Below are 18,741 nucleotides of genomic sequence, written 5' to 3'. Positions count from 1 at the left end.
GTCCTTACTAAAAAAAGGACCGATCATATACAAATAATGTCAACACAAAAGGAAACATATTTAAGGATCCATCCGCATGATAACGTACTGGTAGCCTTGCAGGACCTGCCGCAGGGAACCGTTATCACGTTTGATGGACAGACTTTTACACTGGTAGATAAAGTAGCAGCTAAACATAAATTCGCCATTAACGAACTGCCGGCAGGCAAGGAAATTTACATGTACGGCGTACTGGTAGGCAAAGCCTCGGCAACCATACCGCAGGGTGGTTTGTTAACTACCGAAAATGTACACCACGCAGCCGAAGGATTTCACCTTGGCGAGCGCAAACTACAATGGCACCAGCCCGATACGACTAACTTTGAAGGTAAAACCTTTATGGGCTACCACCGTGCCGATGGCTCGGTTGGTACAGGTAACTACTGGATTGTGGTACCGATGGTTTTTTGCGAAAACAGGAATATCAACGTATTAAAGGAAGCACTAGTTGATAAGCTGGGCTATAAAAAAGCCAAAAGCTACGAGGGCGATGTGGAGCAACTGATGGAACTTTACCAGGCCGGTAAATCTGTTGAGGAAATTTTGAACGCTGATATCCAGGCATCCGAGGATAAGCCAAACTCTAAACGCCTGTTCAAAAATATCGACGGCATTAAATTTTTGAGTCACAGCATGGGTTGCGGTGGCACCCGCGAAGATTCAGATACCCTTTGCGGATTGATAGCAGGCTACATTACCCATCCCAACGTGGCTGGAGCAACCATATTAAGCTTGGGCTGCCAGCATGCGCAGGTAAGCATTTTGCAAAATGAAATTGCTAAACGTGATGCTAATTTCAGCAAGCCGCTGGTAGTATTGGAGCAACAAAAAGTAGGCACCGAAAGCGAGCTGTTGAAACAAGCTTTGAAACAAACCTTCGCGGGTTTGGTGAAAGCCAATGAAACAACCCGTCAACCTGCACCATTGTCAAAACTGTGTGTTGGCTTGGAGTGCGGCGGTTCGGATGGTTTTTCGGGAATTTCGGCTAACCCGGCATTGGGTTATTTATCCGATCTGCTGGTTGCCATGGGCGGTTCGGTGATCCTTTCAGAGTTCCCTGAGCTTTGCGGTGTGGAGCAGGAACTGAGCGATCGTTGTATCGATGTGGAAACCGCTAACCGCTTCATGCACCTCATGACTACTTATAATGCACGTGCAGAGGCGGATGGGTCAGGCTTCTATGCCAACCCATCGCCGGGTAATATCCGCGATGGATTGATCACTGATGCTATCAAATCGGCAGGTGCAGCGAAAAAGGGCGGTACATCGCCGGTAACCGCGGTATTGGATTATCCTGAAAAAGTAACCAAACCCGGTTTGAATTTACTATGTACCCCTGGAAGCGATGTGGAAAGCACCACTGCCGAAGTAGGCGCAGGCGCGAATATCGTATTGTTTACCACCGGTTTGGGCACACCTACAGGTAACCCGGTAACTCCGGTCATCAAACTATCAACCAATACGGCCATGTTTCAACGCATGCCCGATATTATCGATATCAATTGCGGAACTATCATCGAGGGAGCGGAAACCATCCAGCAGGCCGGCGAGCGCATCCTGGATTACGTAATAAAAGTAGCCAGCGGCGAAGCAGAACCTAAATCGGTAAAACTCGGCCAGGATGATTTTATTCCGTGGAAAAGAGGGGTGTCGTTATAATATAGGAGGTTGTTGGTGACAACACCAACAACGGCGAAGAGCCCCACCCAAACCCTCCCCTAAAGGGAGAGGGCTTTTGATTAGCGCGAAGTATAAGTTATTGGTGACAACACCAACAAAGACGAAAGATAAAAGCTCCCCTCTTGAGAGGGGGCGGGATGGAAAAGAGCGTTAGCAGGGGTGTGTCTCTGCGCATTGACTTTCAAAGCAGAAACACACCCCTACACCCCTCTCAAGAGGGGAATCGCGCATTCCCCGGTTTTGGAAGCAAAGAAGAAATATTTAATAACCATAAAAACAAAAAGTCTCCCCTTCCGGGGGAGATTTAGAGGGGGCTCGGCCCGTATTTATGTTCAAACTAACCAATAAATCAGTAATTGTAACCGGCGGCGGCAGCGGCATAGGTAAGGCTATGGCCGTATTATTTGCACAGCAAGGTGCCGAAGTTCATATCATCGAATTAAATGACCAGGCAGCGGCCGATACCGTGACCGAAATAACTTCGGCAGGCGGTAAAGCTACTGGCTATGCCTGTGATGTTAGCAACCAGCAACAAGTGGTTGATACTTTTACCAAAATAGGTAAGATAGATATCCTGATCAATAACGCAGGCATAGCGCATATTGGCAGGGCAGATAATACCAGTACCGAAGATTTTGAGCGGGTGTTTAACGTAAATGTTAAAGGCGCTTACAACTGCCTTTACGCGGCCCTCCCGGCAATGAAAACCAATGGCGGCGGCGTGATCCTCAACACGGCTTCCATAGCGGCCAGCGTTGGTATTACCGACAGGTTTGCTTACTCCATGAGTAAAGGCGCCATCCATGCCATGACTTTATCAGTAGCGCGTGATTTTCTCCATGATAACATCCGTTGTAACTGTATTTCACCGGCAAGGGTGCATACTCCTTTTGTGGATGGCTTTATTGCTAAAAACTATGCGGGCAGGGAAGAGGAGATCTTCGAAAAGCTCTCAAAAAGCCAGCCTATAGGCAGGATGGGTAAACCTGAAGAAGTAGCAGCATTGGGGCTTTACCTTTGTTCGGACGAGGCCGGATTTATTACCGGTACCGATTACCCTATCGATGGCGGCTTTATCACCCTGAACAATTAAACCTGACTTGATATGATTAAAAAGCTATTATTAATGGGTATGTTGCTTGGCGCCGTACGCGCGGGTGCTCAAACCTACACGCCAACGGCCGACAACCTTGCTGCAAGGCAAAATTTCCAGGATATGAAGTTCGGCCTGTTTATTCACTGGGGTATTTACAGTGAGCTTGGCGCGGGCGAGTGGGTGATGAATGAAAAGCATATCCCTTATGATAGCTATAAACGCCTGGCCGATTTCTTTAATCCGCAGGCTTTTAACGCCCACGACTGGGTGATGTTTGCCAAAAAAGCGGGCATGAAGTATATCACCGTTACCTCGCGCCATCATGATGGGTTCAGCATGTTTGGTACTAAAGCATCGCCGTACAATATTGTTGATGCTACGCCATACCACAAAGACCCGCTGATGGAACTGGCACAGGAGTGCGTTAAGGAAGGTATTGAACTGCATTTTTATTATTCATTGCTTGATTGGGGCCGCAAGGATTATGCTTATGGCAGCCCGATTGTTGATGGCAAACCTGCAAACGGCGACTGGGACAGCTACATCAGTTTCATGAAAGCACAACTTACCGAACTCATCACCAAATACCCGGGAGTTAAAGGCATTTGGTTTGATGGTCATTGGGAACGCGACGTTAATTGGCATTATGACGAGATCTACGGATTGATCCACAAACTGAACCCTGCTATACTAATAGGCAACAACCACCACCTTGCGCCAAAAGAGGGCGAAGATTTTCAGATGTTTGAAAAGGACTTGCCCGGAGCCAATACAACCGGCTTCAGCGGTAAATCAAAAATAGGTGCATTACCTTTGGAAACCTGCGAAACCATTAACAACAGTTGGGGCTTTAACATTACCGACAGGAGCTTTAAATCATCAAAACGCATAATCCATTATTTGGTGAACGCAGCCGGTTTAAATGCAAACTTTTTATTGAACATAGGCCCGATGCCTAACGGAAAAATTCAGCCTGAATTTACCGATACACTGGCTGTTGTAGGCGCCTGGGTACAAAAAAACGGGGAAGCTATTTATGGTACCCGAGGCAGCGGTATCCCGGCACAGCCCTGGGGAGTAATCACCCAAAAAGATAAAAACCTGTATGTGCATGTGATGACAGCACCGCAACAACCCTACGTTTTCATTCCGCAATTAAAAGGAAAAGTAACTAAAGCCGCTTTACTGGCCGATGGCAGCGCGGTGAAATTTAAACAACAAACCGAGGGCGTGTTTGTATATCTTAGCGGTGTGGCAACCGACCCTAACGATACTATTATTAAACTGACAACTAACTAAAAACATACAAATGAAGCTTATACGATTTGGCGAAAGCGGTAAAGAGAAACCGGGAGTTATCCTGAATGATAAAAAATACGATGTATCGGCCTTCGGCGAAGATTACACCGAACAGTTTTTTGAAACTGACGGACTTAGCCGCCTTGCTGATTTTATAAAAGATAACTTACTGCCCGAAGTTGCTGATGATGTACGCTTAGGCAGTCCTATCGTGCGCCCTTCAAAACTGGTTTGTATTGGCCTTAACTATGCCGACCATGCCAAAGAAACCAATGCGCCGCTGCCGCCCGAGCCGGTGATCTTTATGAAAGCAACCACCGCTATTGTTGGTCCGTTTGATGACATCATGATCCCTAAAAACTCTGTAAAAACGGATTGGGAAGTGGAACTGGCTGTGGTTATCGGCAAAAAAGCATCGTATGTGGAAGAAGCCGAGGCTATGAACTACGTTGCCGGTTACGTACTGCACAATGACGTAAGCGAGCGTGAATTCCAACTGGAGCGTAATGGTACCTGGGATAAAGGTAAAGGCTGCGACACCTTTGCGCCGCTTGGTCCGTTTTTAGCTACACCTGATGAAATTGTTGATCCGCATAACCTGCGCCTGTGGCTAAAAGTTAACGGCGAAACCATGCAGGACGGTACTACCTCAAACTTTATATTTAACCTGCCGCACCTGATCTCGTATACCAGCCAGTTCATGACCCTCCTGCCGGGCGATATTATCTCGACAGGTACACCTGCAGGTGTTGGCTTAGGGATGAAGCCGCCGATCTACTTAAAAGCAGGCGACGTGGTAGAATTAGGTATTGAAGGCCTTGGCGAATCAAAACAAAACCTGATAGCTTATGCTAAAAATTGATGCACATCAGCATTTCTGGCAATACAACCCGGTAAGGGACAGCTGGATCACTGAAGACATGCAGGTAATAGGGCGGGATTTTTATCCCGAAGACCTGTTACCTGTACTGCAAAAACACGGCATGGATGGCAGTGTCGCCGTTCAGGCCGATCAGTCGGAAAAGGAAACGGAATTTCTGTTAGATCTGGCATCCGTTAACCTCTTCATCAAAGGGGTAGTAGGCTGGATAGATTTGAAAGCCGATGACCTGGAAGACCGCCTGGATCATTTTAAAAAATATGAAAAGCTTAAAGGCTTCCGGCATATCCTGCAGTCGGAGCCCGACGAGCAATACATGCTTGACCCGCAATTTAAAAAAGGGATTGCCGCTTTGGGTAAACACGGCTATACCTATGATATCCTCATCTTTCCGAACCATTTGCCATATGCCGCGCAATTGGCAGCTGAATTTCCGGATCAAAAGTTTGTGCTTGACCACATGGCCAAGCCCTACATCAAAGCCCGGAAAATAGATGGCTGGAAACAGGATGTCGAAAAGCTGGCAAGCTATCCCAATGTATCCTGCAAGGTATCGGCCCTGCTCACCGAAGCGGACTGGCACAACACCCCGGCAGCTGATTTTATCCCTTATATCGATATTGTATTCAACGCTTTCGGTATCAACCGGGTAATGTTCGGTTCCGACTGGCCAGTGTGCCTCCTGGCCGGAGGCTATGAAAAAACAATGGAGGTAATGGACCTGTATGCCGAAAGACTTTCTGCTACAGAAAAGGAATTGTTTTTTGGTGGGAACGCGGCTGCTTTTTACAGCTTGTAGCTGGTGTTACTATTGATGCAAATGGCAGGCGATCCGTGGGGACACGGATCGGAGAGGTTAAATTAATTCATTACCCGGCGTTCGTGTCCTCACCAGAAGTGTTCGGAAGAAATAAAAAAGCGAGGATTGTGCGATTCCCTCCCCTGGGAGGGTATAGGGAGGGGTTTCATTCACAGACTTATTCGCCCGAAATGAAGTATAAACCCCTCCCTGCCACCACGAAATCCAGCCGCACCCCTCCCAGGGGAGGGAATTAAAAATCTTCCGAACACATATGGTGTCCTCACGAACGCTTTTGTAATTTATGTCATTGGATAACCACCGCGGCTCCCCGGAAAAAAATCCTAATGGCGTGTAAAATACATTTAAAGATGGTGCGCGGGGCGCGTTAGTGATAGGAGCGGATACCGGCCTTGTGGCTAATGCCTATGCAGTATGAGCGCATAGCACGGGCTGCAGGCAACGCCCATGTTCTGAACCGGGATTTGGGCGGATTATTCGGATTTATTGGATTTCTCTTGAAATATCTCCGGCTATTTAAAATCCTGTCCATTTCAGAGGCTGTTTAAAAACAAATAAAAGCGCCATCGATATGACATGGTTTGATAAGTCTTAATCTCATCAAATTTCGCTCTTTTACGATACTTCGCCACTGTACTAAAATCACTAAACTGTACTGTATATTATTTATTTCAAAACGATAGGCTCTATTATCAATATGATAGCGCAGTGTTTGGTACATTTAATTATAAATCAATTAAATATCAGCATAAATGTAATATTAAGGTAACACAGAGCGTCAGATATAAGTATGGCACACATTTAGCTATATGGACACATGATGGGTATAAAATAACATTAAAAAGGCGAACCATTTCTCTCCCGATAACGTTATATGGATACCAATCAGACTTAAATTTTTATGTTAGACGTTATGTACACAACCCTGTTACAAGTTGTAGTCCTGCTTGCGGTTTTCATTTTGCCGATGTTCATATTTGGCAAAAGGATCAGGAACAAAAAAGTAAAGACCGTTAATTACAAGATAGATACCGATACCTCTGAGGCCCGATATGCTATTAATGAAAATGGCTTCCTTGAAGAAATAAATACAGGTAAGCTGTCAAAGCACCGTAGTTGAGTGCAAAAACATACAAAAGCAAAGCACGCTTTTGCCTGCTTTGCTTTTGTATTTAAAAACTGATCTTATTACTCCTGTTTTTTCAGAAACCCTTCTCATCCGCGCTTGGGCCGTAGCTGCCCGGTATCGGGATATCCAGCAAACGTAAATAAACTCCCAACTGCGCCCTGTGGTGTACAATCTGGCAATAAGTCATCCTGATCACTTCTGCTTTTGTACGTTGATTAAGAATCTGTTCTCCGTTACGAAGTGTCCAGATTTTATCAAACGTGCTGATATCAGCTTTTTGCAGGCTCGAATAGCCGTCGGCCAGTGAGTCTTCAAAAAACTTCAGCAAATCAGCAGTGCCGCTTACTTTATTAGGCTCGTAAGGTACAGTGGCAAAATCCAGTTCGTCGGTATTTAAGGTAATAGTAACCCAGGTAGGTAATTCAGCAATGTGGGTCGAGAGCTGTTCAATGGTCATGCTTTTAGGGTGCGGCTTCCACTGGTATTTATCGTCGGGGATGCGGCTCAGCATTTTTTCGGTGGTTTGAGCTTCCTGCTCCATCTCCTGCAATAACGATTTCAAAGTGTCCATAAGTGTTGTTGTTTGTTTTATGATGTAAAGTAACGGAGGGGTAATGACAGCCCTATGTCAGCAGGGACAGATAACGGCAATATTATTTTTCTGAACCGTGATTTTTAGGATTAGAGGATTAATCGGATTCTCTTTTTTAGATAAATGATTATATAAAACGGAACTTTTCCGTCAGCAGATAAGTTTCGGGTGAAAGCAATCAGAACAATGGTGGGCGGTGCGGCTGTAGGGGCATAGCAAATATTTGCAGAAGGTTGGGGATGGAGCGAACGAAGTAGGGCAACTTTTTGCAGCCCGTGGTTCTGGTTGTTTTGCAGGGCAAGACCAGCGTTAGGAATTGGGGAGGGCAGTGCGGCAAAGAAACCTCTCTGCTGACTTGATTTTTTGGTTACTTTTGTATCAAGACAAAAGTAACAGCCACCGCGGCAATTGAGCGGCGAATGCTTGTTGGTTAAAACTAAACTCATTAGTAGTGTGGGCGTTCCCGTTAACTAACGGGCGGGCTTTCCGCTCATACTGCACAGGCATTAGCCACGGGCCGGTATCCGCTGCAATCCCTAACGCGGGGCTTTTGTTCAATTTAAACTATGAACTACACACCACCACAGCTCCGCACCGTTAACGTGATCCGTTACGTAACGCCTTTACGCGAGGGCGGATCATTGCCGGCCATAGCCGAAGCAGATGACGAATTTTTATATGTACTGAAATTCCGTGGGGCAGGCCAGGGGGTAAAAGCCCTCATTGCCGAACTTATTGGCTGCGAAATAGCACGCCTGTTAGGTTTCAAGGTCCCTGAGCTGGTATTTGCCAATTTAGATGAAGCATTTGGTCGTTCGGAGGCTGATGAAGAGATCCAGGACCTGCTGAAGTTTAGTGTAGGGCTTAACCTGGCGCTGCATTATTTGTCGGGCGCTATTACTTTCGATCCGGCGGTAACTATTGTTGATGGCAAACTGGCTTCGCAAATAGTTTGGTTCGATTGTTTGCTTACCAATGTGGACCGTACCGCTCGTAATACCAATATGCTGATATGGCATAAAGAATTGTGGATGATTGATAACGGCGCCGCGCTGTATTTTCATCACTCATGGAACAACTGGCAGGAAATGGCTACCCGCCCGTTTTTACAGGTGAAAGACCACGTGCTGCTGCCACGGGCCAATCAACTGGACACGGTTGATGCTGAATTCAAAGTGATCCTAACGCCCGAAAAGATCCGTGATGTAGTTGCGTTGATCCCCGACGAGTGGATCACCTACCGCGATTTTGAAGAAACGCCTGACGAAGTGCGGAATATATATGCCGAGTTTTTGATAACCCGGTTGGCCGCTTCAGAAGTATTTGTTAACGCCGCAAAACAAGCCCTATATGCAGGTATTTGAGTACGCCATAATCCGCGTTGTACCAAGGGTGGAGCGCGAAGAGTTTATCAATATAGGGGTGATCCTGTTTTGTCCCAAACAAAAATTTTTAAAGGTATTGTTCAAGGCTGATGATGCAAGGTTAGCTGCCTTTTGCGGTGACCTTGACCTGGATTGCCTGAAGGAAAATATCAATTCGCTTGAGCGCATCTGCAATGGCGAAAAGGATGCAGGGCCAATAGCGCAGCTTGATCAGCCCTCACGCTTCCGCTGGCTTACGGCTACACGCAGTACGGTGGTACAGGCATCCAAAGTGCATCCGGGCATGACTGCTGATGCGGAGGCTACGCTGAACAGGTTGTTTGAGCAGATGGTGTTGTGATAATATGCGAATTGCCCGTGAGGACACGGGCAAAGGGAGAAATAATAAAAAGATACATGTGCTCGTTGTAAATGGGTGCATGTATAAATATCTGCAAAATGAAACCTATAGCCTTATTATCAATTGTTCTTTTTACTGCGCTAACATTGATTTCCTGTTCGGCAGGCTTCGAGTCGAAAACCTACGAGGCAATAAAATCTGCAAAAATTAAGTTTCCAAATTTGGTTATTCTTGATGGAAAGGAATACGAAGTAGTTAGGAGCCTGAACATACCAAAACCAGAAGCCCGGATCCAACTGTTTCAACCGGCGAAATCACCAGATAGACTACAGCAAATACTTGTTATATCCAATAGCAACAATCAATTTTATGCGATACCAATTCCCTCCATAAGGTTTAAAAGCTATTGGAACTTTGTTTATGATACCACTCCTATACAAATGCATTCCGCCACAGCGACTTTTGAAGCCGAACTTAATAAAGCTTTGGACATACTAAAACTCAATAATGGTTATGATGGGAGGATAGTGCTCAATGAAATCTTCATATCTGTTTTACAAGCCACTTCTGTTAATAAGACCGATTCGGCAAACCTAAAGATCAACGGTTATGGAACACGAACCTTTCCTGATACTTGTTTGATGGTTGATGAGGAAAATTACAAGTCGATACTAAAATCTGCACAGAGTGATTCCTTAGTCAACTTTTATATAGGAAGTGTATTTTTAAATCATCAAAGAATTTTTGACATCAACTATCCTGCTTTAAAGCAAGGTAAAAAAACATATTATAAAATTGACGTTTACAGACAACCATGCGTTATGGATGCGGTGCCAATCGCTATAGATTAATTATGTACGGCAGTATTTGTGTTAACCCGCCGCGACAGTGTTACAGTGTTGTCATCAACTTCTAATCCCCCCTACATCACCTCTCATCCCCCACTTTTACTAACGCCGACCCTGTAAATCCCTTATTTTTATATCACAATTATAACCACGGGGATTTTTATGATCTATCAAATCAATATCAGGAAAGTAGTACTGTTTGCCATCGTGCTTTGCATGGCATTTTTTAGTGTAAGCAGCGCCCATGCCCAAAGCCATAAAAAATTCAAAGTAATAGCCTTTTATACCGGCCGGAGCGATTTGGCGCATATCAGCTTTGTGCACGAGGCTAATCGCTGGTTTCCGGCCATGGCCAAAAAGTACAATTTCACTTACGACAGCACCAACAACTGGGCAAATATGAACCCGGAGTTTTTGGCCAAATACCAGGTAGTAATATTTTTAGATACCCGCACTGATAACACCGAACAACGTGCAGCTTTTGAACAGTATATGAAAAAGGGCGGCGCCTGGATGGGGTTTCATTTTTCGGCCTTCGCGCTTACGCCCTCGGACTTTCCGCAAAACTGGGACTGGTACCATAACGAGTTCCTCGGTTCGGGACAATATGTGAGCAATACCTGGCACCCAACTTCGGCCATTTTAAGAGTTGAGGATGCTAATCATCCGGTAACCAAAGGCCTGCCCATCACTTTTAAAACCAACCCTAACGAATGGTACCGCTGGGAACACGATCTTCGTAAAAATCCGGATATCGATATCCTGCTGGCGGTTGATTCAACAAGTTTTCCCTTGGGTACAGGCCCAAAGCAACACGAGATCTGGCATAGCGGTTACTACCCCGTAGCCTGGACTAATAAAAACTACCGCATGGTTTATTTCAACATAGGTCACAATGATATGGACTATGACGGCGGCACAAACAAAGAGCTTTCTCAAACTTTTGCTAACGATAATGTTGATAAGCTGATCATCAACTCGCTGCTTTGGTTAGGCAGAGGAAAATAGTGGCACCAGCCCCTTGAAGCGGAAGTTTTATTTTTACGCGGGTTTAAGGTGCATCCACGCCCTGAACCGTAACCTAAGAAAAAAACTCTTCAAAAGTGGGGGAATGTGCGATTCCCCTCTTGAGAGGGGCGGAGGGGTGTGTTATTCTACGTGCGGCTTATCGCTTGTATAACACATCCCTGCTCCCGCTTTTTCCTACTGCGCCCCCTCTCAAGAGGGGATTTTAAAGCGCTTACGTTAAATTAATCCCTTAGATTAACGGTTATGGCATCCACGCCTGAACCTTGCCAGGGAAGGAGCGTCCACGCTCCCCGCCACAGGCAAGAAATTCCTGCGTATCCGGGCGCAAAAAACTATCGGAAAAACAGAGCATAAAAATGGTGTCGCCACATTGTCAGTATGCCAGACAGATAAAGCCTCCATTGGGTTTTTTCTCAAAAAAACGCTAAAAAATCGGCAAAATTACACTTTTAAATGCTACCAATTTTAACCTTTCAAAAAAACGCGTTTTAAACTCTTTATAGTTTTAAGTGTTGATTATCAGTATTTTAATAATGTTTCACGTAAATGTTAAAATATTGAATATCAACGTGTTTCATAAAAAAGGTGTTCCGCGTTTTTACATTCAGAATTTGGAACACCCCCGTTTTTCCAAAAAAGAACGCCGGCAGGATTTTTAAATTTTTATGGGGAATCAAAAATTTGGGACATGCGTTTTGTTACAATTGGAATGCAGGACTTCGTCGGGACAATGTAAATAAAATACCTATTGGTATATTTTAAAGGCGCTTTTGCTTATTTTGCCGGCGAAATCCTGCCTCGCTTATGAAAAAGTTAAAAACGGTATTTAACCAGGTAAAATCTCTTAATGGCGCCGAAGCGCCTGGTACGGTTAACTTGCTATGGCAATTGATCTGTTATTCGCCTAAAATGCCGGTCCGCCTGCAGCAGCAACTTTTGCTTGATGAAGCCAAACCTTTTACACTTGAAATAGATGATCCTCATTTTGCCAAATCTACTTTAAAGTTCAACGGTTTTACCTGGGGAGAGGGGAAACGCAAAATACTTATCACCCACGGCTGGGGCTCAAAAGCCGCCGACTTTGCCGAGCTCATTACGGCTTTAAAAAGTGTTGATGATGTGCAGGTAATAGCTTTTGATGCACCGGGTAACGGCAGCTCGGAAGGAGAGCTGTCAAACCTCCTGCTCTTCGCCAAAGCTGCGGCAACGGTAATCAAAACCTTTGGGGCGCCCGATGTGCTCATCGGTCACTCGTTAGGGGGAATGGCCAATGCCATTGCTATTAAGGAAACGGCTATTCAGCCTGCCTTGCTCATCAGCATTGCCCCGCTGATTAATCTGAAAGAGAATTTTATAGCCAGCCTGAACGCGGCCGATGTAGCCCCGGGTTTACAGGATCAATTCTTTACTGATTTTGAGGCATTGTTTGATATGGAGGCTTCGGATTTTACACTTCATAATTTATATCCTGCCGGCCTGGTCGGGAAGCATTGGTTAGCCTATGACCCGGAAGATAAAATTGCACCCTTCGCATTCCTGGAAAACTTCCTTATCGCTCATCCCGAAGTTGAAACCAAAGTATACCAGGGCCCCGGTCATGAACGCATTATTAAAGATGAGCTTGTTATATCAGATCTCGTTAGCCTGATAGCTTAATTTTACATAAAATGCTTTAAGCTTTTATAAAACTATTTGGCTGCCATCACCTCATCCATGGCTTTCATAAAAGTTGTCACTTCAATTTCGTTTCGGTGTGCCTTTAAATATGCTAACAGCTTCCTGTGCGCATCTGCGGGTGTAACCAAATAATCGCCGCCCACGCCGTGAAACATGAAGATGCCCAGTCCACCGCTTTGTTGTACTTTCTTTACAAAATCTATCAGGGCATCGCCGGTTACCGGGTTGCCTGTTACGCCCCATGAGGGCACTTTTAACGGGTCGAGGTTTTTAAAATCAGTGATCACAGCATCCGGCCCGCCGCCTATACGGGCGTATTTTGCGAGGCCTGCTTTACGCAGGGTATCAACATAGTTCACGCCGCCAACTTCAAGTTCAGTGCAGGGGTAGGCATAAGTGCGGCCGCCGGTTTTACCATCAAGGGCAAAAAGCAGGGTGTTCATTTCCTTTATTTCGCGCACCATGATATATGGGGTATAATTGGCCGAATTGTCGGCAGGATTAGTTTTTACATTTAGCAGGCACGGATGGTACAAAGTATGGTTAGCGAGTTCGTAACCTTTTTTACCTGCCTGGCGCCAGCGGGGTAACGAAGCTTCGGTCATGTTTCCGGTTAAAAAAAAGGTGGCGGTAAGATGTGCCGAATCCAGTTGCGGAATGGCTGTGTTTAGCTGCGAAGTTAGCCCGTCATCATATGTAAGCACAATGATGGCTTTTTTGCGTTTGGCTTGTTGAGCGTTGGCAACAAATAAAAAGTTGAGCAATAACAGAAACAGCGCTAATTTTTTCATGACGGGGGCTTTGGATTAATTGGCCTAAAATAAAAAAATCCGGTTGGATAACCGGATCTCTTCATAATTTTAACATACCTCGCTCTGCACCCCCGAATAATATTTCAGCTCGATCAGGTCATGCGGCAGTGTTTTGGTATTCCAGGCATGATGAATAGCCAATGCTGTACCTACGGCAGTTGCCTGTGCCATCGACGCGGCGTAAACTTCCAAATGAGGGAAGGCCAGCGCCAGCAGGTGCATGAAAACGCTGTTTTTACTAAAGCCGCCATCTACAAAAATGCGCTTTACCGTACAGCCGTTTAAAACATAATTGGTTGATATGGTTTGCTGGGCAATAATATCAATCATGAGTTGGTGGTAAGCTTTAACATCATCGGCAAAACTGTTTAAGTCGCGTTGCTCAAATGCCGATTTCTGTAACTGGCCTTCATTTTCATTTGCCTGTAGTGACGGCTGATTATTTAACCGGGCTGCAATTGCAGGATCATAATTTATGGCACGATACCTGATCTCGTCCTGGTTAAAGTGGGCGGCTATTCTTTTTACCTGCTGCTCATATTCATAACCCGTAAACAAACGTGAGGCTTTTACCGGGCTGCCTTTATATTGCAGGTAGTTAAGACAATCATGCTTCAGCTCATCAGCTGTAAGCGGTGTTTGGTTAAAAGGGTTCAGGCTGATAGACCAGGTACCCGTAGAGATCAGCACAAAGGGCATATTAAAGCTCACGAGGTAAGGGATGAGCGCTGCCGAACTATCATGCAACCCAATACCAACCTTGTAAGTGCTGCCCGGAAATTCGGCCGGAAGCACACTATCTGCGGGATGAAGAGGCGCCATTTTGGGCAGGATCTCTTCATCGTTGAGCCAGTTGTGATAGGTGTTCTTAGCAAAATCCCAAAGAGCGGTATGGCAGCCAATGCTGGTAAGGTCGCTCACCATTTGCCCGCTGATAAGATAGCTCATATATTGGGGTAGGTGTAAGGCATACTTTATCCGCTTAAACACTTCGGGCTGTTGATATTTAAGCCTGTATAACTGCAATCCCGAATTAAGGTTGCCCAAAACCGGCGAGGCGGTTTCTAAAGCAAACCTGGCTTCATCGCCATAGTTTTCATAAAACTGCCTGCTCAGTTCAGGCGGATATGGTTTGAGGTAATTATACAGTGGGGTAAGCGGCTTGCCGTGTTCATCAACATAAACAAAGCTGGCGCCATAAGTTGAAAAGTTGACCGCTTTAAGATCAAACTCTTTATGCTTAAAAATTTCCCGCAATGAATCAAACACCGATAACCTGAGGCTGTCGAGGTTTTCACATGCGTCGCCATCTTCGTCGTGGGTTTCCAAAAAACGGGCTGTCCGTTCAAAAACTATTTTGTAGTTCTCATCGAACAGGAACAGCTTCTTGTTGGTTTTACCCACATCAAAAACGGCTATAACAGGTATCGGCTCCATAGACTTACAATCCGGTTGATACTGCTTTAGCTCCTCTTTCGTTTATCAGTTGCTGCCTGATAGTTTGCTGCCTGTAAACAGCCAGCGGGTTTAACGCGCCGCCTGCTCTTAAGCGTGCTTCGGCCAATAACGAACGGACGTCGGTGCGGTAAGCCTGCTGCAATATTTCCTGGGCAAGTACTACATCATTATCCTGTTGGGCCTGTACCAATGCTGGAGTATCTACTAACAATGCCTGTGCATAGGCTATCTTAATGGCTTCTACTGATTGTAACAGGTCTTCAATCGGATCTTTTACATTGTGTGAAGCATCGATCATCCAGCCTATAGAAGTGGCGTGTGTCATGCCGCGGGCGTCCATACCTTCAACCAGTTCGTTAAAGATCAGGAACAACTGATATGGATTGATACTGCCAACGGTAAGGTCATCATCACCATATTTTGAATCATTAAAGTGGAAGCCGGCCAGTTTGCCTTCCATCAGCAGTAATGAAACTATTTGCTCTATGTTTGCCCCTTGTAAATGGTGACCAAGATCAACTAATGTTTGTGCTTTTTGTCCCAGTTTTGATGATAACAGGTATGATTGCCCCCAATCGCCAATAGTGGTTGAGTAGAAGTTAGGCTCATAAGGTTTATACTCAACCCAAACTTTCCAGTCGTCAGGCAGTGCCTCATAAATTTCCTGTAAGCTTTCTAAAGTGCGTTCAAACGCGCCGCGCATGTTCAACTGACCGGGGAAATTTGATCCGTCCGACAGCCAAACCGATAATGCTTTGGAATCAAGCTCAACGCCGTATTTGATCACCTCAATATTGTGGGCAACAGCTTGTTTACGTACCGCTTTATCTACATGGTGCAATGAGCCAAATTTGTAGCTCAATTCCTGGTTTGGCTGATCCTGGAAGGTATTTGAGTTAACCGCGTCAAAATGCAAACCCAATTGTGCCGCATGGGCTTTGATAGCTGAGGCATTGGATGGGATATCCCAGGGAATGTGCAGCGAAATAGAGTTGCTGCTACGGTTAAGCGCGTGGATCAAGCCCACGTCTTCAATTTTTTCTTCCAGGCTACGCGGCTCACCACCGCCCGAAAACCTGCCGAAACGGGTACCACCCGTACCCAAAGCCCAGCTTGGTATGGCAATATTAAAATCAATCAGTTTTTGCAGGATAGTATCCAGGTTTTTTACATCACCGGCAACAAAATCAAATTTGCGCTGATGATCTTTTAGTTGCTGATGATTGGCTTCATCAATTTTATATTTTTCTAACTGCATAATTGGTATTGGTTTAAAGCAAGTTCAAGCGTGGACGCTTAAACTTGCTAAGTTTATTTTGTTCCCTCCTTCGGGAGGGGCGCGTAGGGCTGTGCATTGGCAGGGAGGGGTTATACGCCTTGCTTAATTAATAAGCTTATCGAAGAAACCCCTCCCTACACCCTCCCAAGGGAGGGAATCGCGCAACCCAACGCTTCTTAATTTATCTTAAGCGATGACCATGAAGCATGATCTATCAACCATGAACTAACTATCTCACAAACGCCATCGCCACGCCGCCATCAACATTCAACACGTTACCGGTTGATTTGTTGAGCAGGCCGCCGGTAAAGGCGAAGCAGGCATTAGCAATATCGGCAGGTAAAATTACCTCGTTCAATAATGTACGTTTCGCGTAGTAAGCCGGTAGTTCGTCCACGGTAACGCCGTAAGCTTTAGCACGGCCTTCGGCCCATCCGCCGGCCCAAATGTTGCTGTCGCTGATTACGGCATCCGGGTTAACTACGTTCACACGGATTTTATCGGTGCCAAGCTCGGCCGCGTTCAGTCTGCTCAGGTGTAGCTGGGCAGATTTTGCCGAACCGTAACCGGCATTGTTTGGTCCGCTAACCAGGGCGTTTTTGCTTACAATGTTGATAATGTCGCCGCCAATGTCTTGTTTTTTCATCACAGCGACTGCCGCCTGGGTAATGAAGAACTGGCCTTTAACCAGTACGTCATACAATAAATCCCAGTCTTTTTCGGTATGGTCGGCAATTGATTTAGAGATAGATAAACCGGCATTATTTACCACTATATCCACACCGCCGAAAGCTAAAGCAGCAATTTCAAGCGCCTCGTTGATCTGGTCGGCTTTGGTTACGTCAAGTACGGCTGTGGTGTATGAATCTTTGCCGTATTGTTTTTTGAACTCTTCACCTGCACCTTCCAAACGCTCGGCGTTCATGTCATTCAGAATAACTACAGCGCCTTCATCAACAAATTTTTTGGCGATAGCTTTACCTATACCACCAGCACTGCCGGTGATCAGAGCGATTTTACCTGATAAGGCTTTTGGTTTAGGCATACGCTGTAGTTTGGCTTCTTCCAATAACCAGTACTCAATATCAAACGCTTCCTGGCGTGGGAGGGAAGTATATTCTGAGATAGCCTCAGCACCTTTCATTACGTTGATGGCGTTGGTATAAAACTCGGCAGCAACACGGGCAGTCTGTTTATCTTTCGAAAAAGAGAACAAACCTACGCCCGGATACAGGATGATCACCGGGTTGGTATCCCTGATAGCCGGGCTGTTATCATGTTTGCGGGTGTTGTAATAGTCGGTATACATTTGGCGGTAGGCTTCAAATGCAGGAGCCAAACGTGCTTTTAACGCGGTAACATCGCTCAGGTCTTCGCCCGGTGCAAGGTCAAGCACCAGAGGACTGATCTTTGTACGCAGGAAGTGATCGGGGCAACTGGTACCCAATGGAGCCAGGCGGTCAAGATCATTTGAGTTGATAAATTCCAATACACGGGCATCATCAGTAAAATGACCAACCATGTGCCTGTAGCTTGAGCAAAAGCCGCGCAATACCGGGGCAAGGGCAGCGGCTTGTTTTTTACGGCCGGTCTCGTCCAGGCTTTCAATTTTTTGACCACCGAAAACAGGGCCTTTTTTTCCGTAGTTTTCTTCAAGATATTCGGCACAGCGCTCAATAACCTCAAGCGTGTTCATATAGCTTTCGTAAGCCGTATCGCCCCAGGTGAATAAACCATGCGAGCCCAGCATTATACCACGGATGCCCGGATTTTCATCCAAACATTGTTTTAATTGCAGGCCGAGTTCAAAGCCTGGTTTTTTCCATTCAACCCAGCCGATGGTACCGTTAAAAAGCTCCTGGGTTATTTTTTTACCATCTTTTGCTGCCGCGATGGCGATGGCAGCATCAGGGTGCAGGTGATCGATGTGTTTGAATGGCAGGAAGCCGTGAAGCGGCGTATCAATAGATGGTGCTTTTGAGTTAAGATCGTAGATGCAGTGGTTAAATAATTCCACCATTTCATCTTCAAATTCAACCCCGCGATAAATGTTTTTCAGGCTACGAAGGCGATCAACATAAAGGGCAGCCAAGCCGCTCTTTTTCAGCGTACCAATGTCACCGCCCGAGCCTTTGATCCACATTACCTCAACATCATTGCCGGTAAGCGGGTCTTTACTCATCAACTTGCATGAGGTGTTACCGCCACCATAGTTGGTAAGGCGCAAATCGGCACCCAAAAGGTTGGAGCGGTATATGAGCAGGGCTACTTCATCGCCAGCCAGTTCGGCGGCTTTTGCTTCATCCCACAAATAGCTTACGTGTTTAAATTCAGTTGTTTTCGACGACATATATTTTAATTGTTGAATTATTGAGTTA

The 18,741-nt window shown here is 45.7% G+C and carries 17 protein-coding genes; 11 read left to right on the top strand and 6 right to left on the bottom strand.

Annotated elements, in window-relative coordinates:
• Positions 1 to 36 precede the first annotated feature (36 nt).
• The 6 genes from BLP33_RS11905 to BLP33_RS11880 all read left to right on the top strand — a co-directional run bounded on the left by BLP33_RS11905 (position 37) and on the right by BLP33_RS11880 (position 6,934).
• On the top strand, positions 37 to 1,698 hold the full coding sequence (locus BLP33_RS11905; protein WP_090528248.1) for a UxaA family hydrolase: 1,662 nt from the start codon (positions 37 to 39) through the stop codon (positions 1,696 to 1,698).
• 349 nt (positions 1,699 to 2,047) lie between these two features.
• The gene (locus BLP33_RS11900) at positions 2,048 to 2,812 is read left to right on the top strand and encodes an SDR family NAD(P)-dependent oxidoreductase (protein WP_090528245.1); all 765 of its coding nucleotides are present in this window, start codon (positions 2,048 to 2,050) and stop codon (positions 2,810 to 2,812) included.
• 12 nt (positions 2,813 to 2,824) lie between these two features.
• Positions 2,825 to 4,114 (top strand): alpha-L-fucosidase, encoded by a 1,290-nt coding sequence (locus tag BLP33_RS11895; protein ID WP_090528241.1) that lies wholly within the window; start codon positions 2,825 to 2,827, stop codon positions 4,112 to 4,114.
• A 10-nt stretch (positions 4,115 to 4,124) separates the two neighbouring features.
• Entirely contained in the window at positions 4,125 to 4,976 is an 852-nt protein-coding gene (locus tag BLP33_RS11890) for a fumarylacetoacetate hydrolase family protein (RefSeq protein WP_090528238.1), read from the top strand.
• Positions 4,963 to 5,793 carry an amidohydrolase family protein gene (locus BLP33_RS11885; RefSeq protein WP_090528235.1) on the top strand — a complete coding sequence of 277 codons (831 nt, stop codon included), beginning with the start codon at positions 4,963 to 4,965 and terminating at the stop codon, positions 5,791 to 5,793. The genes BLP33_RS11890 and BLP33_RS11885 overlap by 14 nt, the downstream gene beginning before the upstream one ends.
• A gap of 922 nt (positions 5,794 to 6,715) precedes the next feature.
• Positions 6,716 to 6,934: a hypothetical protein gene (locus tag BLP33_RS11880; protein ID WP_139159980.1), complete on the top strand. Its 219-nt coding sequence runs from the start codon at positions 6,716 to 6,718 to the stop codon at positions 6,932 to 6,934.
• Positions 6,935 to 7,016: 82 nt separating this feature from the next.
• Here the strand turns inward: BLP33_RS11880 and BLP33_RS11875 are convergent, their stop codons facing one another.
• Positions 7,017 to 7,514, bottom strand: a complete 498-nt coding sequence (locus BLP33_RS11875) for a DinB family protein (protein WP_090528229.1) — start codon at positions 7,512 to 7,514, stop codon at positions 7,017 to 7,019.
• 110 nt (positions 7,515 to 7,624) lie between these two features.
• On the bottom strand, positions 7,625 to 7,981 hold the full coding sequence (locus tag BLP33_RS11870; protein ID WP_090528226.1) for a hypothetical protein: 357 nt from the start codon (positions 7,979 to 7,981) through the stop codon (positions 7,625 to 7,627).
• Between the two features lie 120 nt (positions 7,982 to 8,101).
• Here BLP33_RS11870 and BLP33_RS11865 point away from each other — a divergent pair, with 120 nt between their 5' ends.
• The 5 genes from BLP33_RS11865 to BLP33_RS11845 all read left to right on the top strand — a co-directional run bounded on the left by BLP33_RS11865 (position 8,102) and on the right by BLP33_RS11845 (position 12,793).
• Positions 8,102 to 8,899, top strand: a complete 798-nt coding sequence (locus BLP33_RS11865; RefSeq protein WP_090528223.1) for a HipA family kinase — start codon at positions 8,102 to 8,104, stop codon at positions 8,897 to 8,899.
• Positions 8,886 to 9,260: a DUF3037 domain-containing protein gene (locus BLP33_RS11860; RefSeq protein ID WP_090528220.1), complete on the top strand. Its 375-nt coding sequence runs from the start codon at positions 8,886 to 8,888 to the stop codon at positions 9,258 to 9,260. The genes BLP33_RS11865 and BLP33_RS11860 overlap by 14 nt, the downstream gene beginning before the upstream one ends.
• 98 nt (positions 9,261 to 9,358) lie before the next feature.
• The gene (locus tag BLP33_RS11855) at positions 9,359 to 10,111 is read left to right on the top strand and encodes a hypothetical protein (protein ID WP_090528217.1); all 753 of its coding nucleotides are present in this window, start codon (positions 9,359 to 9,361) and stop codon (positions 10,109 to 10,111) included.
• 159 nt (positions 10,112 to 10,270) lie between these two features.
• Positions 10,271 to 11,116 (top strand): ThuA domain-containing protein, encoded by an 846-nt coding sequence (locus BLP33_RS11850; RefSeq protein WP_090528214.1) that lies wholly within the window; start codon positions 10,271 to 10,273, stop codon positions 11,114 to 11,116.
• 825 nt (positions 11,117 to 11,941) lie between these two features.
• On the top strand, positions 11,942 to 12,793 hold the full coding sequence (locus BLP33_RS11845) for an alpha/beta fold hydrolase (RefSeq protein WP_090528212.1): 852 nt from the start codon (positions 11,942 to 11,944) through the stop codon (positions 12,791 to 12,793).
• 32 nt (positions 12,794 to 12,825) lie between these two features.
• Here the strand turns inward: BLP33_RS11845 and BLP33_RS11840 are convergent, their stop codons facing one another.
• From BLP33_RS11840 to BLP33_RS11825, 4 genes are all read right to left on the bottom strand, one after another.
• A complete protein-coding gene (locus BLP33_RS11840; protein ID WP_090528209.1) occupies positions 12,826 to 13,605 on the bottom strand; it encodes a polysaccharide deacetylase family protein in 780 nt (259 codons plus the stop codon).
• A gap of 69 nt (positions 13,606 to 13,674) precedes the next feature.
• Positions 13,675 to 15,063, bottom strand: a complete 1,389-nt coding sequence (locus BLP33_RS11835; RefSeq protein WP_090528206.1) for an FGGY-family carbohydrate kinase — start codon at positions 15,061 to 15,063, stop codon at positions 13,675 to 13,677.
• Positions 15,064 to 15,067: 4 nt separating this feature from the next.
• On the bottom strand, positions 15,068 to 16,342 hold the full coding sequence (locus BLP33_RS11830; RefSeq protein WP_090528203.1) for a sugar isomerase: 1,275 nt from the start codon (positions 16,340 to 16,342) through the stop codon (positions 15,068 to 15,070).
• A 250-nt stretch (positions 16,343 to 16,592) separates the two neighbouring features.
• Complete coding sequence (locus tag BLP33_RS11825) at positions 16,593 to 18,713, bottom strand: bifunctional aldolase/short-chain dehydrogenase (RefSeq protein ID WP_090528200.1); 2,121 nt, start codon at positions 18,711 to 18,713, stop codon at positions 16,593 to 16,595.
• Positions 18,714 to 18,741 lie beyond the last annotated feature (28 nt).

It is taken from the genome of Mucilaginibacter sp. NFR10 (genome assembly GCF_900100445.1).
Lineage (GTDB): Bacteria > Bacteroidota > Bacteroidia > Sphingobacteriales > Sphingobacteriaceae > Mucilaginibacter > Mucilaginibacter rubeus.
This window is presented reverse-complemented; position numbering and strand designations above follow the sequence as displayed.

Coding starts and splice junctions, on each gene's coding strand:
- BLP33_RS11905 (WP_090528248.1), top strand. CDS start 37: ATGTCAACACAAAAGGAAACATATTTAAGGATCCATCCGCATGATAAC.
- BLP33_RS11900 (WP_090528245.1), top strand. CDS start 2,048: ATGTTCAAACTAACCAATAAATCAGTAATTGTAACCGGCGGCGGCAGC.
- BLP33_RS11895 (WP_090528241.1), top strand. CDS start 2,825: ATGATTAAAAAGCTATTATTAATGGGTATGTTGCTTGGCGCCGTACGC.
- BLP33_RS11890 (WP_090528238.1), top strand. CDS start 4,125: ATGAAGCTTATACGATTTGGCGAAAGCGGTAAAGAGAAACCGGGAGTT.
- BLP33_RS11885 (WP_090528235.1), top strand. CDS start 4,963: ATGCTAAAAATTGATGCACATCAGCATTTCTGGCAATACAACCCGGTA.
- BLP33_RS11880 (WP_139159980.1), top strand. CDS start 6,716: ATGTTAGACGTTATGTACACAACCCTGTTACAAGTTGTAGTCCTGCTT.
- BLP33_RS11875 (WP_090528229.1), bottom strand. CDS start 7,514: ATGGACACTTTGAAATCGTTATTGCAGGAGATGGAGCAGGAAGCTCAA.
- BLP33_RS11870 (WP_090528226.1), bottom strand. CDS start 7,981: ATGAGTTTAGTTTTAACCAACAAGCATTCGCCGCTCAATTGCCGCGGT.
- BLP33_RS11865 (WP_090528223.1), top strand. CDS start 8,102: ATGAACTACACACCACCACAGCTCCGCACCGTTAACGTGATCCGTTAC.
- BLP33_RS11860 (WP_090528220.1), top strand. CDS start 8,886: ATGCAGGTATTTGAGTACGCCATAATCCGCGTTGTACCAAGGGTGGAG.
- BLP33_RS11855 (WP_090528217.1), top strand. CDS start 9,359: ATGAAACCTATAGCCTTATTATCAATTGTTCTTTTTACTGCGCTAACA.
- BLP33_RS11850 (WP_090528214.1), top strand. CDS start 10,271: ATGATCTATCAAATCAATATCAGGAAAGTAGTACTGTTTGCCATCGTG.
- BLP33_RS11845 (WP_090528212.1), top strand. CDS start 11,942: ATGAAAAAGTTAAAAACGGTATTTAACCAGGTAAAATCTCTTAATGGC.
- BLP33_RS11840 (WP_090528209.1), bottom strand. CDS start 13,605: ATGAAAAAATTAGCGCTGTTTCTGTTATTGCTCAACTTTTTATTTGTT.
- BLP33_RS11835 (WP_090528206.1), bottom strand. CDS start 15,063: ATGGAGCCGATACCTGTTATAGCCGTTTTTGATGTGGGTAAAACCAAC.
- BLP33_RS11830 (WP_090528203.1), bottom strand. CDS start 16,342: ATGCAGTTAGAAAAATATAAAATTGATGAAGCCAATCATCAGCAACTA.
- BLP33_RS11825 (WP_090528200.1), bottom strand. CDS start 18,713: ATGTCGTCGAAAACAACTGAATTTAAACACGTAAGCTATTTGTGGGAT.